Genomic DNA, 15,551 nt, shown 5'->3' on the forward strand with positions numbered 1-15,551 from the left:
TTTCTTAGGGGAGACCTGCCAGGCCAGCCTGCAGCCGCGAGCCGTCCCGGTAGTCTTCATTCATGCGGACAACTCCGGAACTGTCGATGATTATGGTCGTTCCCATGGTGCCCTGATACGAGTTCGTCAGCTGGTGGGCGACATCCGCAAGAATGGTCAATGTGCCGCCCGCATACCCGTTGGCTGATGCGGCAGCGGCAGCATCGCCGACCGATCCGGAGACATAATCAACGGCATAGAAGCCGACATTGGGGAAATTGGGGGCAATTGCGGCGCGCAGGTGACTCATGTGGCTGTCGCAGATCGGACACCACATGGTGAAGTAGAGGACTATTCCTTTTTTATCTGCCAGTGCGTTGGCAAGGGTAACGGTCCTGCCGTTGATGTCCGGAACGGAGAATTCCGGGGCCAGCTGTCCAACCGCCGGTCCGGTAGTTCCGGGTTGCGCGGTCGGGCGCTTGTCCTCACCGGAAGGGATCAGGTTGTCGCCACAGGCGGAAAGCAGGCAGCAGAGCAAGAGCAGGCCGAACAATCTAGAGAAAGACATAACGGACCCCCAGAGTGAAGATATCGGTGGTGGGGAAGTTGCAGCCCCAGCCATCCTCCTGCAGTGCATGATTCCAGCCGGCCCGGAGGCTCCAGTTGCTGTCGGTGCTGGAATAGGTGAGAGTCCCGCCAATCGATTGTTTGCGGAAACCGCTGTTATGGTCGGTGTTGCCGTTGTAACTGGCATCTTCTTCGTTCAGCCAGGCGTAACTGACCGACCCGTTGACCGAGCTGCCACCGGTACCGAGTACATAGGTGTATCCCGCTGCCACAGAGGCCGATGCCCGGTCCCCCAACTGCTTGCGGTACGGTTCGACATATTTGCCGTATTCCCGGTTGACGTCCCGTTCGAAGTAAGTACCGTAGGCCAGATTGACCGCGACATTCCAGGGCCGGATGGTCTTTTCCAGCAACAGCGTCCCGTCCAGGCGATAGAAGCCTCGCCCGGTCACATCAAAACTGCTCTTGACGTCATCGTAAGGCGAAATCCCGGTCGGCACCAGCAGCGCAAGCCCCAGAGATACGCCGGGAACCAATCCCGCCAGGTCCCGCACCTTCCAGATGGAGTTGTCATCCAACAGTTCGTAAGTCAGGCTGATGGTGGTATCACCCAGGCCATCCGTATGGGATGTGACTCCGGAGTAGGTGTTGTCGTTCCAGACATAGGGGACCGTTATAGCTGCCTGCCAATCGGTGGCAATACGATACCCCAGCCCCATATTGAGCCGGTACTGCACCAGGTCCGACCCAGGAGGATCTTGGATATGCCTGCCGTCCTGGTTCCAGAACCCGTCGTACTGTTCGGCATCAAATGAAAGGTCAGCAACGGCCCGGGCGTATTTCGGGACACTCAGGGAAGCGGCCGAGCCTCCGCCGCAACAGGAGGCAGCCCGGGCAGATTGGGTGAAAGGGGTGGCAGCCCCGACAAGCAGGACTGCCGCAACAATGAATAATTGAAAGCGTAGCATGGCTATTGCCTACATGCCGGAGGCGATGGAGAAGGTTGCATAGCCATTCGTACCGGCAACGGCAAGGCCGTCAACCGTTTTCTGCTCGCCATTTACCGATAGCCGGACATACAGCTTGCCTCCGGCAGTAAGCGTGACATTTGTATTGGACCAGTGGCCGCTGCCGTCATCTGTTGCGGTAACCCAATTCGTCGCATCGGTCGAGAGCGCAACGGTCACCGGATTAGCGGTCCAGGAAGCGTTCATGGCGTCATGAAGAGTCGACCCTGATGATATGGCGGGGTACTGCGTCATCATCCCGTCATCCAGGGCGGCAATATACAGCTTTACCGTATTACCGGATATGCCGTCGTTAAACAGGTAATAGCTGCGCTGGGCCGGCGGGTTGCCCATCGCACTGGAAATGGTGTCGGTGATCCCTTTCAGGGTGGTCCTTGGAGTCGTCCCCATGCCCATGGCGACTACCGGGTTGAACGTGGCGGTTTCGCCGTCGATGGCGAATTTCAGCTCCCAGGTCCCCATTGAGGTGCCATCGGCCCTGTTCGATGCCATGAGATAGTAGATGGTGCCGGAATAGGTGCCGTCACCATTGTCCATGATCGCACCGGCCGGGGTACCGTGGCTCATGCCGGTCATCTGCATCTTGGGGGTGAGCGTAACGGTTTTGCCGGTCACGATTGCACCGGTGGTCCGGTTAGTCAGACGGATCTTGAATGCGGATTTACCCTCTGCTGCAGTCGTTACCGGGATGTATTCCACCTTGTAGCTGGCAGTCTGAACCGATTCATTTGCAGCAGTGGCTGTACCACTGCTTGAACTGCCGCAGGCCGCCAGAATGGCAGCCATCACCAGCAAAACGATATGGCGTGTAATCGATAGTATATTCATGAATTCCTCCGGAATAAGATAGAGACTTCCCCTAGCTGCCCGAAACGGGCCGCACTTGAACCAGCGCCCGTTGATGGCAGCTTTACGGAACATGCGGCAGTAGTCAGTTTTAGAAATGCCGCAGTGACCAAGGTTTCAGATTATACGTAGGCGGCGATTTTCGGGGGCGGATCGGGCGGGTCACTATGACGGGAGGTCAGACGTGCGGGGTCTAATGAACGATTATGAACTTCGTAGTTGACGGCTTTGACCACAGACAACGGGAAGGGAACCCAGTCGATTTTCCCTGCTCCCTCCAAGGCAAGCTGCTTGCCGTCACTGCAGGGACACCCGCACTTGTAGACCGGCAGCGAGTCCTGCGTAGCCGTTGCGGCTGCTTCTGCATGATCAGCTGAAGTATTCTTGCAGCAACTGAAAACCGGCACGGATGACTGCCGGACCTTGGTTGGGCAGCAGCACGCCTTCCCGGCCTGAGTTACCGCGGTTTTCATTGCCGGTTGGATCATGGCAACCCGCTGCTGTTTCTTTTGCCCGCAACAGCAGGTATGGTTCGCACGGCTCGCGGGAGAGCAACCGTCAATGTCGCAATCGCCGGAACACTCACCGGTTATTGCATGGGTGATGATTGCCGAGCCCATGGCCATCGGGGCAAGCTGACCGAGCAGCAGTGTCACATATGCAATAATAAGCAACGCTGCGGCGTATGTACGGGGAACATTGCGCATGGTTTTCCGCCGGGGAACCCATAAATGACTGCAACATAAATTGCGAAAACAACGGATTTTGTCGCTTAGTTTGACAATGAATGGCTCAAAGCCGATAAAATGAATTTGTTGGCTAGTATACATCACGAAATATGCCAATACGGCCATGCTGCCAAAGACAAACAGCACACGAATTCATTTATCGTGTATTTTGTGTAGCACGATTTCCAGCAATGTGCTACCCTTCTGCCAGATCATTTTCGGGGGATTTTCAGATGCACATGGCAGATGCGCTGATTTCACCGGCTGTAGGCGGTGTCATGTGGGCGGCAAGCGCCGGGACAATCGTTTACTGCTCAGCCAAGGTGAAGAATGAGATGGATAGCGGCAAAGTCCCGCTCATGGGGGTTCTGGGGGCATTCATCTTTGCAGCCCAGATGATCAATTTCACCATCCCTGCCACTGGCTCCAGCGGCCATCTGGGCGGGGGCATGATACTGTCGATCCTTTTGGGGCCTTATGCCTCTTTCTTAACCATTGCGTCGGTGCTGGTGGTTCAGGCGCTGTTTTTTGCCGATGGCGGACTGCTGGCGCTCGGCTGCAACATTTTCAATCTCGGGATATTCCCGGCGTTTATTGCCTACCCTTTGATCTATAAAAAGATTGCCGCTACCAACGCTACCCAGGGGAAGATAACTGTTGCGGCCATCGCTTCAGCCGTTGTCGGCCTCCAGCTCGGCGCGCTCGGCGTCGTCCTTGAAACCGTTGCCTCGGGCATCTCCTCCCTGCCGTTCACTACCTTTGTGGCTCTCATGCAGCCGATCCACCTCGCAATCGGAATTGTCGAAGGAGTCGTGACCGCGGCAGTGGTATCGTTCGTATTCAGAGCCAGGCCCGAGATAATCCAGGGTGCGCAGGATGATACCCCGGCCAGGGGGATGGCAATGAAACATATCGTTTTTGCGTTTCTGGCAATATCGATTCTGGCAGGTGGTATCGTGTCGCGGTTTGCATCCGAAAAACCGGACGGCTTGGAATGGTCGATCGCCAAGATTACCGGCAAGGAAGAGCTCGAAGGGAGCAATGGCGGCGTTCATGCGGCTCTGGCACGGCTTCAGGAACGACTGGCCTTCCTGCCGGATTACTCCTTCAAAAAACATGACAAAGAAGCCAAGGCGGCAACAATCGATGCGGCAGCCAATAAAACCGCCCCGGAGGCAACCGGCGAAAATAGAGAAAATGGCAGCGACCCCGCCAGCAGTCTATCTGGGATCACCGGCGGCCTGATCACCCTGTTGATCGTTTTTGCCATCGGTTATTTCCTGAAGCGGCGGTCCCGGGTGGTCTGAGCCAACAACGGGATGGCCGGCAAATATGCAGTATTTGTTGCAAATCATTGCATCTGTGTAAATATACTTATGTGATTAATTTCCTCGATGGAGGCGCCATGAAATCCGTAATGTGCCGCATGCTGTTTTTGCATGTCTGTGTGCTGCTCATATTTGTCCTCGCGCCCTCTGCCTTTGCTCTTCATCCCGCAGCCAAGATTCCCGACAAGGTTTACTCCTCCCACCAGTCATGTCGCGTCATGCTCGACATTGCCAAGAAATACAAGCTTGAAGGGGTCTTTTCAAAAGAGTTCGAGGAGGGAAAACTCTGCCTGGTCCGGATGGATCTGGCGGCATCCCTGCATCTCATGGAGGAGAAACTGGCTGAAAAGGTTGTGAAGGAAGGGGCCGAATCGGTCTCCCGGGACGACCTCTCCAGTTTGGCCGAGATCGAGGACGAGCTTCGGACCGAGATGCTGATGGTGCGTACGCGCACTTTCCAGGCCAGGAACGAGGGGCTCGGCACAGCACTCTATCCGTTGACAAAAAATATCTCCATAAGCGGCTCTATGGTGGGGGCATTCCAGAATACGATCGGCAACCGGCAGCAGAAGGACGGCGGCGACGCGGTCGGCCGCGGGGACCTGGTATTCAATTTCAGGATCACTGACAGCACTATTGCCGTGATCAACATCCGGGCCGAAGGTGGCAAAGGGATCGACTCACGGATCGCCAACCTTGGCGGACTGAACGGCATTGCCACGGCTGACGGCGACAATGTCCGGTTCTACAAGGCGTTCGTCGAGCAGTCCCTGTTTGACGACCGGCTGATCGCCACCATCGGCAAGATTTCCATCACCGACTACTTTGACAACAACACGGCCGCCAATGACGAAACCAGCCAGTTCCTTGCCACTCCTTTCATCAATGCCCCGGCTGTCTCTTTCCCGTATAACGGCCCGGGTGCCCGCATCCACGCCAAGCTGGGAGACACCCTGACCTTCGGAATCGGCTACACAAGCAGCAGCGCCACTGGCGACAACATTACCTCGAACGGTTTTGGTATTGCCGAGCTTGACGCCAAGATCAAAGTCGGCGAACTGCAGGGCAATTACCGGGTCTACGGCGCAGTGGACGGGGCAAAACCGGACAACACCCTAAAATTGCAGAACCGGAATGCCTACAACGCCGGCATCAGCATTGATCAGCAGCTGACCGAAAAGCTCATTGTTTTCGGACGGTTTGCGCAGCGGGAAAAGAATGTCTACACGGCTTCCAGAAGCTGGAGCGCCGGGGTTCAGTATGCCGGACCGATCCCGGGGCGCAGTGACGACATTTTTGCCGTCGCCTATGGCCAGATTGCCGGGTCGGGCGGATTCCTGTCCGCGCAGGAAAAACTGGTAGAAACGTACTACAGCATCAAGCTCCACGAAAAGATCAACATGGTGCCGATTTTCCAGTATATCATGCAGCCGGCCGGCAGCAGGGGAGCTGACAATGTCGCAGTACTCGGCATCAGGTCCCAGGTCACGTTCTGACTTGAACCAGGCCCGGATATCGTGTAAAGATCTCAACACCTGACAACTTCGGAAATGGAAGGGGAGAGGCTCAAACCTCTCCCTTGTTCAGTTAAGAGGCTTATGCTCTCCATCGACGGCGCCATCCTCGATTTCAAACAGCTCGACCTGCTGGCAAACGGCGACAGCAGCCTGCACCGCCTTGATCCCCGCGCCAAGGTTCTGGCAACTTTGATTTTCATCATCTCGGTGGTGTCGTTCGGCAAATACGAACTATCCGCTCTGCTCTCCTTCTTCATCTTCCCTGCGGTCCTGATCGGGATTGCAAACCTGCCGGCCGGTTTCATTCTCCGCAAGGCGATCCTGGTGCTCCCCTTTGCCTTTGTCGTCGGGTTGTTCAATCCGGTCCTGGACCGGGCGCCGCTGGTCACGGTCGGCACAATGGTCATCTCCGGCGGCATCGTGTCCTGGATCGCAATCATGGCAAAGGCGATGCTCACCGTCACCGCTGCGCTCATCCTGGTGGCGATCACCGGCTTCCCCGCAATCTGCCGGGCGCTCGAACAGATGGGAACACCGCAGGCGTTCGTCATCCAGCTGATGTTTCTCTACCGTTACATCTTCGTGCTTACCGAGGAGGCGGGACGGACGTCCCGTGCCCGTCAGCTCCGGGCCTGCGGCAAAAAAGGGCTGGGCATTGCCAGTTACGGCTCGATGATCGGCCACCTGCTGCTCAGGACCTGGCAACGGGCAGAGCGGGTCCATATGGCGATGATTGCCCGCGGTTTCGACGGCGAGTTTCACACCAGGCAGCTCGCCCGCTTCGGCATGGCTGAAGCCGTCTTTCTGATCGGCTGGGGTGTCCTGTTTGTCACCTTCAGACTCTACAACCTCCCGCAACTGCTCGGAGGTTTAATTACCGGGATTCTTTCATGAGCCATCATATCGTTGAGGTGAAAAACCTCCGCCACACCTACCCCGACGGCACCGTTGCCCTAAAAGACATCTCCTTCCGTATCACCCACGGCGAATCGGTCGGGATCATCGGCGCCAACGGCGCCGGCAAATCCACGCTGCTGCTCCATCTCAACGGCTATCTGACGCCGACATCTGGCACGATAAGAATCGGCGACTTCCCGCTGACCAAGGGGACCCTCCCGGAAATCCGCCGGACCGTGGGGATGGTGTTTCAGGACCCGGACGATCAGCTGTTCATGCCGACGGTATTCGAAGATGTCGCCTTTGGCCCGCTCAACCTCGGCTTCACCGCCGGCGATGCCGAACAGTGCGTGATGGCGGCGCTGGCACGGGTAGATGCGACCCACCTGAAGGACAAGCCGCCGTATCATCTCTCCGGTGGGGAAAAGAAGCGGGTCGCCATCGCCACCGTGCTGTCGATGTCACCCGACATCCTGGTCATGGACGAGCCGACCAACGGGCTGGACCCGTTTGCGCGGCGGCAGCTGATGGGACTTATGCGGGAGTTCCAGCATACGAGGATCATCACCAGTCATGATCTCGACATGGTGGTGGAGCTATGCAGCAGGGTCATTGTCCTGAAGGATGGCGAGGTGAGGGCGGACGGGCTGTCACGCGACATTTTCGGAGATCACGAACTGCTGGCCGAATGCCGGCTGGAAAAACCGCTCTCGATGCAGGGATGCCCCGTCTGTTCCGGCCGGGTTCCGGTCTTCACGCCCGATGACTCGGATCATCACCACCATCACGACCACCCCCATGACCATCATCACAGCCACCACCACAAGCATTAACTGCAGAGGCCTCAATTCGCCTGCAGATATGAGGCGATACCCTCCCCAAACCTTGTCGGCGTAAAGCCGAACGTCTCCTGCCAGGAACCGTCGCAAATGCTCTCTTCGATGAGCATCTGGATCTGATCCAGGGTTACAGGATAGATCGGGAACTGCTCCAGCAGCGCTGTGGCCAGCTTCATCAACAGCAACGGGTTTTTCATCTTTACCGGTCTGCTTCTCCCCACAGCAGTGGCGATCGTGTCGATCAGCTCAAGATAGGTCAGCCGATCCGGCCCGCACAATTCGTAGGCATTCCCCACGGTTTCGGGCATTGCCAGGGCCTTGACAAAACAACGGGCCACATCCTTGACAAATATCGGCTGCAACCGGTATTTACCGTCGCCGATGACCGGCACAACCGGGAGCTTCCTGATCTGGTCCGCAACCATGTTGACGAACGCATCGCCAGGGCCGAAGATCAGAGAAGGCCGGAAGATCGTCCATTCCAGGCCGGAGCCGCGCACCAGTTCCTCGGCCCGCCACTTGGTCCGGTGGTACTGCGACACCGCGTTCGGCCGCGACCCGAGCGCCGACATCTGCAGATAACGCCTTATGCCGACCTTTTCGGCAGCGGCAACCATGTTCCGCGTCGCTTCGACATGCAGCTTCTCGAACGTTACCCCGCGGCCGGCAAACTCCCGGATAATGCCGATCAGGTTGATCACCGCGTCGCAGCCCGCAACGCTGCCGCAAAAGCTGTCGAGATCGGCCGCATCCCCCTCCACCTGCTCCATGCCGTCCGGACCATGGTCACGGCGCCGATGTACGAGCAGCCTTACACTATGGCCGGATTCGCGCAAAGTTTCGCACAGAACCGTACCGACGAACCCTGTCCCACCGGCGACGAATATCTTCATTATCGACTCCCGCGTCCTTGATTGACTCCTATTCTGTTATTTTATCGCACCCTGCCTTTATGACCAGCCTGCGCCCGAGTCGAAGCGCCAATGTATACAATCATGCTTGTGCTTCAGGGGCAATTGTGCTAAAAAATTCTAAATTTTACCGGCAGGAGGAGCAATTAATGAGCGATCAGGTATGCTATACCTTTGAAGCCGCAATCGAGATGGCGATACAGATGGAAGAAGAGGGGTTCAGAAACTACCTTAATTCCATTCGGATATTGAAAAACAAGGGCGCGAAGGAGATCCTCCGGGACTCGGCCCTGGACGAACTGAACCATAAACAGGAATTGGAAAAAGCCCTGCTTCTGGGGCAGATGGGAAGCGGCGAGGAGATGGCCCAACCGGTGCCGACCATGAACCTCGACTACGTGCTGCCGAAAAAGGAGTTGAGTCCGGATTCCGACGGTCGTGAGGCGCTGGCATATGCCATTCACCTGGAGAAAGGCGCCATCGACTTCTATAAAAGGTTGTCCGAAGGTTGTTCCGGGGCACCGAACGCCAAGCTCTTCCAGCGGCTGCTTGCCGACGAGAGCAGGCATCTGCAGAGCCTGGAAGACCTTTACGAGCAGCACTTCATGACCGAAAACTGACCCTTGGGTTTCAATGGATTCAAACAAAAAAGCCTGCTTGCGCAGGCTTTTTTCATTTACTGGAGTTCTTTCAGCCTCTCCTTGGTCTCTTCGGTCAGAAACGCCCAGAGCCCCAGGTACTTGAGTTCGGACTTTGTCGGAATTCCGTTGGAATTCCAGCCGCGTTCTTCGTAGTAGACCTGGATGAGCTTCTTCAGCTCCCCCTTGCGGTAGTTCATCAGAACCTCGCGCTTTTCCGCGGTCGACATCTGCCCGACCCCTGCCAGCGCTTTGTCGAGGATGCGTGCAACCTCGGCGTCGTTGTAATCTGCCTCTGCCTCGTACAGTGAATCCTCCGTAGGACCGATGGCCCGGTCAGGAATCCAGTCGTGCTTTGCAGCGTCCGCGCCGAATCTCATCACGTTCATAACCCGCTGCAGGTTTATGTCCCGGTCGGTCTGTTCGAAGATCTCCTCCCAGGTGAGGCTGGTGCCGAGCATGGCATTGTAGAAGTCGGCGTAGATCTCCTGGGATGCGGGATTGATATGAACATCGGTATCGGTCCGTTTGGCCGATTCGGGGTTGAAGACATCGACCCAGGGCAGCTTGCAAAGCCCCAGGTTGTCGTTCCCGAGCCTCACCCTCGGATAGGCCATCAAGGCCCTCGCCTTGTCCTTGAAGGTCGGAAATGCGCCGAGCAGGTCGGCCTTTATCAGCCAGGCAGCGGCGTGATGGGCGCCGATATCGCTGGCAGCCGCGTATGATCCCTGCATGGAAAGAGAGCGGTGGGTGCGATAGAACGAGAACGGGAGCCCCTTGGTCTGCATGGCGAACAGTTTCAGCTCCGGTCTGGGATCAATGCCGGTCCTTGCCTGATAACGCTCGGCAACCCAGTCGAAAAGCGGGAGCATCCCCTGGCCGGCAACCCTTGCCACCTCGGACTCGCCGTGGGCAAGCCGGTGCATGAAGGTGAGAGCGGCGGCTTCATCGCCCCAGGTCAGTTCCAGGCCGTCGGTATCCTCCCTGGTGAGAAAGCCGCGCTGAAAGCACTCCATCAGGAAGGCCATGATTGTTGCGGTCGATATCGTGTCAAAGGCGTAGTTGTCGCAGTGCCAGTTGGCCTCAAGGATGAATTCGGCACTCCAGATCCCCAAGTTGGAACCGAACCCCGCCGCAGTCTCGTATTCCGGGCCATCCACCCAGACCTTCTGCCCGGCATGGGCACCGGATTTGAGCGTCACCCACCCACCCTTGGTGCACTGCAGGTTGCACCCGGGGAAACATCCGTCCATCCCCTTGTGCTCGAAAAGATTCTCCGCGTAAAACTTGCCGCAGATCAGGTGGGCGCGGTCGTCAGACCCGGCCTGGAAATTGTTCACCGGCAGGGACTGGTACTCCGGCTTGCTCATGAACGTAATCAGCCCGGCACTCCCTTTGCGTGACATCTTCAGCGACTGGGGATCAACCTCCTTGACCACCTTGTGCAGTCTCGCGCCGGCCGCCTTCGCCTTCCCCCAGTCAGCAGCGCCGTAGGGGTTTTCGCCATGGGGATATTCGGCAATGACGATAATGGCGCGAATCCCTTTGTCGTGCATGACCGAGCCGATACCGGTCCTCCCGGCCTGTTTTGTCCGGTAAATGCCCTTGCCGCCGGGCTTGGGCTTGGTAACATCGAAATAATGACTGTTTATGCAGCCGTAGTTGGTATTGGCAGCGCCGATGCCGGTTGACATGAAGGCGATGTTCCTCCTGTCGTACCCCTCAGCCGTAAATCTCGAATCAATGTCGCGCTCGAGGTCGAAAGCCTCATCGTCGGCCGGCGCATCTTCTATGGTTATTTCTCCCTTGATGCCGTTAATCACAAGCATCAGGTCGCGGTCCGACTTTCCGGTTACCTTCAAGGCGTCAAACCCCGCGTACTTCATGAACGCCCCGAAGTACCCGCCGAAATTCGATACCCCCGGGATGCCGGTCAGCGGCGAAAGCGAGACCGCCATGGCCTTGGCTGTTCCGGGGAACTGAGGTATCCCTCCCAGCGGGCCATTGGCAAGAATCAACGGATTTTCCGGGTCATAGGCCTTTGTCTTCGCAGTGATGGCCCTGTGCAGCAGATAGAGGCCAAGGCCACGCCCGCCGAGGAAGTAGTCCCGTACTTCCCGGTCCAGTTCCGGTGTCTCTATAACGCTGGTTGTAAGGTCAATGGTCAGAATCCTGTTGGCATAGCCGTGATCAAGGCTGGTCTTTGCATAGTTCATATCGATCCCTTTGTACCGGGTGAATTTGAGCTGAAAAAAATATCACGACAACAAAAAGTACGCCAGCACTTCTTTGAAAATCTCTTCCCAGATGCAGATTTACATGCTATCTACCAACAACATGGAGACACGCAACAGATCGATTATTTTTCAGGGGCTGGTCGTAAACCTTGAGCAGATGGAGGTCAGGATCGGCGACAAGGGGTGGCACCCCTTCCAGATCGTTCGCCATCCCGGGGGGGCAGCGGTGCTGCCGTTGCACGACGACGGCACGGTCACCCTCATCCGCCAGCTTCGCCCCGCCATTGACGGCATCAGCCTGGAAATACCGGCCGGCAGGCTCGGCAAGGGCGAAGATCCGGCAGAATGCGCCCGGCGGGAACTGCAGGAAGAGACCGGCCTGCGTAGCGCCGTGCTCGAACCGCTCGGTTTCATCTACCCGTCGCCGGGGGTGTTCGACGAGAAGATCTACCTTTTCCTTGCCCGGGGATTAACCCAGGGTGAGGCGGAACAGGAGCAGTTCGAAGACATCCATCCGGTCCGGGTTTCTCTGCCCGATGCCTTGGCAATGGCCTGCGACGGCAGGATTGTGGACGGTAAGACCATTGCCGCCCTCATGCGGGCCGGCGGGAGACCCTCGTGATTCTTAATGCCACTGTTGGTGCGGAACTGGAAGGAGCCCGGCTTGACGACGGGCTGAAAGCCCTTTTCCCCCAGCTGTCCAAGACCGAAATCCGCCGCCTGATCGACTGGGGAAGCTGCACGATCAACATGGCGCTGGTACGCGTCGCGTCGCGCCAACTGCACCGGGGGGATGTCATTGCCCTCGGACTGATCGAAAAGGAACGGTGCCTCGATCTCGTCTATACTGCCGGCGACATGCTATACGAAGACCGCGACTGCCTGGCGGTGAACAAGGGGATCGGCATCAACAGCCAGCGGACCCCCTATCAGCTCAAGGGAACGGCTGAATATGCCGTCGGATGTTACCTCCGCGCCATCGGACTGAACGAAGAGGCGCGGATCGTCCACCGGCTCGACCGGGGCACATCCGGGGTGCTGTTCTTTCCGAAAAACAAAAAGGCTGCCACCCATATCGCCGGAGAATTCAAGGCCGGCAGGGTCGAAAAGGTTTACTGGGCAGTTGTTTCCGGCACCCCTGCTGAAGAAGCATGGCAGGTGGACGCGCCAATCGGCAAGCTCAACAAGTTCCGTTACGGGGTAATGCAGCCGGGGAAAAGCTCGGTCACCAATTTCCGGGTTCTCGCCAGGGGCGCCGGCTCAGCCCTGATCGAGTCGAAGCCGCTGACCGGGCGGACCCACCAGATCCGGGTCCATCTGGCGCATTCCGGTCTGCCGATCATCGGCGACGTCAACTACGGCGCCCCTCCGGCAGAGCGGATCATGCTCCACTGCCGCCGGATGGCCTTCAAAGGTCCCTCTGGGCAGCAGATTTCTGCCGAAGCCCCGGTGGACGGGACTTTTTGCGCCATCTGCGCTGGACTCGGCATTCTGATCGAACCGACTGGGGATGAGACCGGCAATGACTGAAGAACTGCTTTTCAAGAAGATCAAGCACGCGGTGGGGCGCGCAGTGGCCGATCACGGCCTGATTGCGGCTGGCGACCGGATCGCGGTCGCGGTATCCGGCGGCAAGGACTCTTACACCCTGCTGCATATCCTGGAATCTTTGCGCCAGCGGGCGCCGATCCGGTTCGAGATCATGGCCCTCACTATAGATTCCGGCTACCCCGGCTTCAGAACCGATATTATCGGCGGCCATCTCAAAGAGCACGGCTTCGAGCACCATATCGAGAAGACCGACCATTACGGCATCATCAAGGCAAAACGGCGCGAAGGCTCATCTTATTGCTCCATCTGCGCCCGGCTGAAGCGCGGCGCGCTCTACGAGCTTGCCCAGCGGTTCGGCTGCAACAAGCTGGCGCTCGGCCACCATCTCGACGATTTTGCCGAAACCCTGCTGCTCAATCAGTTCTTTGTCGGGTCACTCAAATCCATGGCCGCATCCATGCTGGCAGACAACGGAGTAACCACCGTTATTCGGCCCCTGGTGTACGTTTCCGAGGCCCAGATCATCGAGTTCGCCCGGTTGAAGTCTTTCCCGGTCGTCTGCTGCCGTTGCCCGGCCTGCGGCGAAGCGGACATGCAGCGCAAGAGGATGAAGCGGCTTATCTCCGAGCTGGAGCGGGATATCCCGCATATCAGGCAGAGCATCTTGCGGGCACTTGCCAACGTGCAGCCCCGCCACCTGCTGGACAAACGGCTTTCCGTCCCACCCGCCGCACCGGTCGATGGCGCGCTGGGCGAACCGGCCTGACCCTCTTGGTCGCCTCGCCCCGCCACTCCCTGATCTCGTCTCTCAGCGCCAACCCTGCACAGTATGCCACCAGCAATATGCTGAAGATCACCAGAGGTTCCATCCGTCCCTCCTTTGCTCCCTGGCGCAGCAGATTTTGCGCACCAGGTCTCATGACTTTTCCAGAATTTGTTTCAAGAAAAATCATATCAGGGGACTATGACAGAATATGTCACACTGGATTCAAGCAGACATCAACCTTGATAAGCGGGGAGATAAACCTTGGCAATGGTGCCCTTACCCTCACAACTTTCCAGCTTAATGTAACCGGTATGTTTTCGGGCAATGCTGCGAGCAAGGGTCAAGCCAATGCCGGCACAGAAATCGGCGGGTTTGGTGGAAATGAACGGGTCAAAGGCCTTCTCCAGGAAGTCGGGGGACATCCCGCGGCCATTATCCGCAATGACGATGCAGACATGCGTGCCGGGCTTGAGAGGCGGATGATGCCGGCAGAACTCCTGGTCAAGGGAAACCTGGTCAACGGTAATGCTAAGCTTGCCCTGCGTCCCCATCGACTCAACGGCGTTATTAAACAAACACCGGAAAAGCACGGCAATCTGGTGCGGATCGCCAAGGATTGGCGGCACCTCGGAAAAACAGTTCTCGACAGCGACTTTTCCTCTCAGGGCGTCCAGGGACGACTCAAGCTGTTCCGCTATGCCGACAGGAATTACAACCGGTTCCATCTGCCGTGAACAGCCCAGAAGCTTCCCTACGAGCAGCGCCGCCCTTTCCGCTGATTTCTCGATCACCCCTACCGCCTTGGCCAGTGGGTGTTCCTTGTCCATATCGCGTTTGAGGATGGTCGAGTAGCCGAATATCGGGGTGAGGATATTGTTCAGATCATGGGCGAGCACACCGGCCAGCATCCCGATCTCTTCCAGCTTACGGACCTGTGCGAGTTCATGTTCCAGATACCGGATCCTGCTCTCCGGGTCCCCGGCTTGCCCGGGACTCGCCGTGGCAATCCCCTTCCGTTCCGACATCAACTCCTCCAAAAACTTTTCGCCCGGCCCGGGCGATTAAATTCCACTTTAGAATATCCCGAAATTTCTATTCGTCAATTATTGCCGGCAAAATGGCAGCGCGTTTGCGATTTACAGCAGCTGCTCACCGGTATATGTTATTAACAACGGTCACAAATCACGGAGGTCGGATGCACCAGCGTTATGTTCAGCCGCTCAGAACAGCAATTCAGTGGGGCTTTGTATTTTTCAGCCTGTATCTCGGGTACCGTTTTTTCCAGTTCGTCACCCTGTCCGCCTCAGGTGGCGCAGTTGCGCCGCCCCGCCCGGCCGGGGTAGAGGCATTTCTCCCGATCTCCGGCCTGCTCGGGCTCAAGGACTGGGTCGTCAACGGCGTCATCAACCAGATACATCCGGCGGCAGTGGTCATGTTTATCACCATAATTAGCGTGTCGCTGTTGCTCAAGCGGTCCTTCTGCTCCTGGATCTGCCCGGTCGGGGCCATTTCGGAACTGCTCTGGAAGGCGGGGTTCCGGCTGACCGGGCGAAACCTCCGTCCGCCGGCCTGGCTCGATATCCCCTTGCGCGGCTTGAAATACCTGTTGCTCTCCTTTTTCCTCTGGTCGATCCTGGGGAAGATGCCTGCTGAAGCAGTGGCAGGGTTCATTGCCAGCGATTACCACAAGGTTGCCGACGTCCGGCTTCTGGAGTTTTT

At 57.5% G+C, this 15,551-nt stretch carries 16 protein-coding genes; 9 read left to right on the top strand and 7 right to left on the bottom strand.

The window, feature by feature from the left end:
- Positions 1-4: 4 nt before the first annotated feature.
- The 4 genes from OR1_RS09785 to OR1_RS09800 all read right to left on the bottom strand — a co-directional run bounded on the left by OR1_RS09785 (position 5) and on the right by OR1_RS09800 (position 3,127).
- On the bottom strand, positions 5-547 hold the full coding sequence (locus OR1_RS09785; protein ID WP_160295237.1) for a redoxin domain-containing protein: 543 nt from the start codon (positions 545-547) through the stop codon (positions 5-7).
- Complete coding sequence (locus OR1_RS22290; protein WP_041971569.1) at positions 534-1,514, bottom strand: transporter; 981 nt, start codon at positions 1,512-1,514, stop codon at positions 534-536. The genes OR1_RS09785 and OR1_RS22290 overlap by 14 nt, the downstream gene beginning before the upstream one ends.
- A gap of 9 nt (positions 1,515-1,523) precedes the next feature.
- Positions 1,524-2,402 carry a hypothetical protein gene (locus OR1_RS09795; RefSeq protein WP_041971570.1) on the bottom strand — a complete coding sequence of 293 codons (879 nt, stop codon included), beginning with the start codon at positions 2,400-2,402 and terminating at the stop codon, positions 1,524-1,526.
- Between the two features lie 140 nt (positions 2,403-2,542).
- Positions 2,543-3,127, bottom strand: coding sequence for a hypothetical protein (locus tag OR1_RS09800; protein WP_041971571.1), 585 nt, complete (start codon positions 3,125-3,127; stop codon positions 2,543-2,545).
- A gap of 254 nt (positions 3,128-3,381) precedes the next feature.
- Between OR1_RS09800 and OR1_RS09805 the strand changes: the two genes are divergently transcribed.
- From OR1_RS09805 to OR1_RS09820, 4 genes are all read left to right on the top strand, one after another.
- Positions 3,382-4,455, top strand: coding sequence for an energy-coupling factor ABC transporter permease (locus OR1_RS09805; RefSeq protein WP_041971572.1), 1,074 nt, complete (start codon positions 3,382-3,384; stop codon positions 4,453-4,455).
- Between the two features lie 98 nt (positions 4,456-4,553).
- Positions 4,554-5,972, top strand: coding sequence for a carbohydrate porin (locus OR1_RS09810; protein WP_041971574.1), 1,419 nt, complete (start codon positions 4,554-4,556; stop codon positions 5,970-5,972).
- A 102-nt stretch (positions 5,973-6,074) separates the two neighbouring features.
- Entirely contained in the window at positions 6,075-6,887 is an 813-nt protein-coding gene (cbiQ, locus tag OR1_RS09815) for a cobalt ECF transporter T component CbiQ (RefSeq protein ID WP_041971575.1), read from the top strand.
- Positions 6,884-7,723 (top strand): energy-coupling factor ABC transporter ATP-binding protein, encoded by an 840-nt coding sequence (locus OR1_RS09820; RefSeq protein ID WP_082002894.1) that lies wholly within the window; start codon positions 6,884-6,886, stop codon positions 7,721-7,723. The genes cbiQ and OR1_RS09820 overlap by 4 nt, the downstream gene beginning before the upstream one ends.
- Before the next feature lie 11 nt (positions 7,724-7,734).
- Here the strand turns inward: OR1_RS09820 and OR1_RS09825 are convergent, their stop codons facing one another.
- The gene (locus OR1_RS09825; RefSeq protein WP_041971576.1) at positions 7,735-8,622 is read right to left on the bottom strand and encodes a complex I NDUFA9 subunit family protein; all 888 of its coding nucleotides are present in this window, start codon (positions 8,620-8,622) and stop codon (positions 7,735-7,737) included.
- 167 nt (positions 8,623-8,789) lie between these two features.
- On the opposite strand from OR1_RS09825, the gene OR1_RS09830 reads away from it, so the two are divergent.
- Entirely contained in the window at positions 8,790-9,260 is a 471-nt protein-coding gene (locus OR1_RS09830; RefSeq protein WP_041971578.1) for a ferritin family protein, read from the top strand.
- A 56-nt stretch (positions 9,261-9,316) separates the two neighbouring features.
- Here the strand turns inward: OR1_RS09830 and OR1_RS09835 are convergent, their stop codons facing one another.
- Complete coding sequence (locus tag OR1_RS09835; RefSeq protein ID WP_041971579.1) at positions 9,317-11,494, bottom strand: aldehyde ferredoxin oxidoreductase C-terminal domain-containing protein; 2,178 nt, start codon at positions 11,492-11,494, stop codon at positions 9,317-9,319.
- A 121-nt stretch (positions 11,495-11,615) separates the two neighbouring features.
- Here OR1_RS09835 and OR1_RS09840 point away from each other — a divergent pair, with 121 nt between their 5' ends.
- The 3 genes from OR1_RS09840 to ttcA are packed head-to-tail and all read left to right on the top strand — an operon-like array spanning position 11,616 to position 13,832.
- The gene (locus OR1_RS09840; protein ID WP_041971644.1) at positions 11,616-12,137 is read left to right on the top strand and encodes an NUDIX hydrolase; all 522 of its coding nucleotides are present in this window, start codon (positions 11,616-11,618) and stop codon (positions 12,135-12,137) included.
- Entirely contained in the window at positions 12,134-13,045 is a 912-nt protein-coding gene (locus OR1_RS09845) for an RluA family pseudouridine synthase (protein WP_041971580.1), read from the top strand. Before OR1_RS09840 ends, OR1_RS09845 begins: the two co-directional genes overlap by 4 nt.
- Positions 13,038-13,832, top strand: coding sequence for a tRNA 2-thiocytidine(32) synthetase TtcA (gene ttcA / locus OR1_RS09850; protein ID WP_082002895.1), 795 nt, complete (start codon positions 13,038-13,040; stop codon positions 13,830-13,832). The genes OR1_RS09845 and ttcA overlap by 8 nt, the downstream gene beginning before the upstream one ends.
- Positions 13,833-14,065: 233 nt before the next feature.
- On the opposite strand, the gene OR1_RS09855 is transcribed toward ttcA, so the two are convergent.
- On the bottom strand, positions 14,066-14,857 hold the full coding sequence (locus tag OR1_RS09855) for a sensor histidine kinase (protein WP_041971584.1): 792 nt from the start codon (positions 14,855-14,857) through the stop codon (positions 14,066-14,068).
- A 170-nt stretch (positions 14,858-15,027) separates the two neighbouring features.
- Between OR1_RS09855 and OR1_RS09860 the strand changes: the two genes are divergently transcribed.
- Positions 15,028-15,551 (top strand): 4Fe-4S binding protein (locus OR1_RS09860; RefSeq protein WP_041971585.1); only part of this gene is annotated, 524 nt, incomplete at its 3' end.

This window comes from Geobacter sp. OR-1 (genome assembly GCF_000813145.1).
Classification (GTDB): Bacteria; Desulfobacterota; Desulfuromonadia; order Geobacterales; family DSM-12255; genus Geoanaerobacter.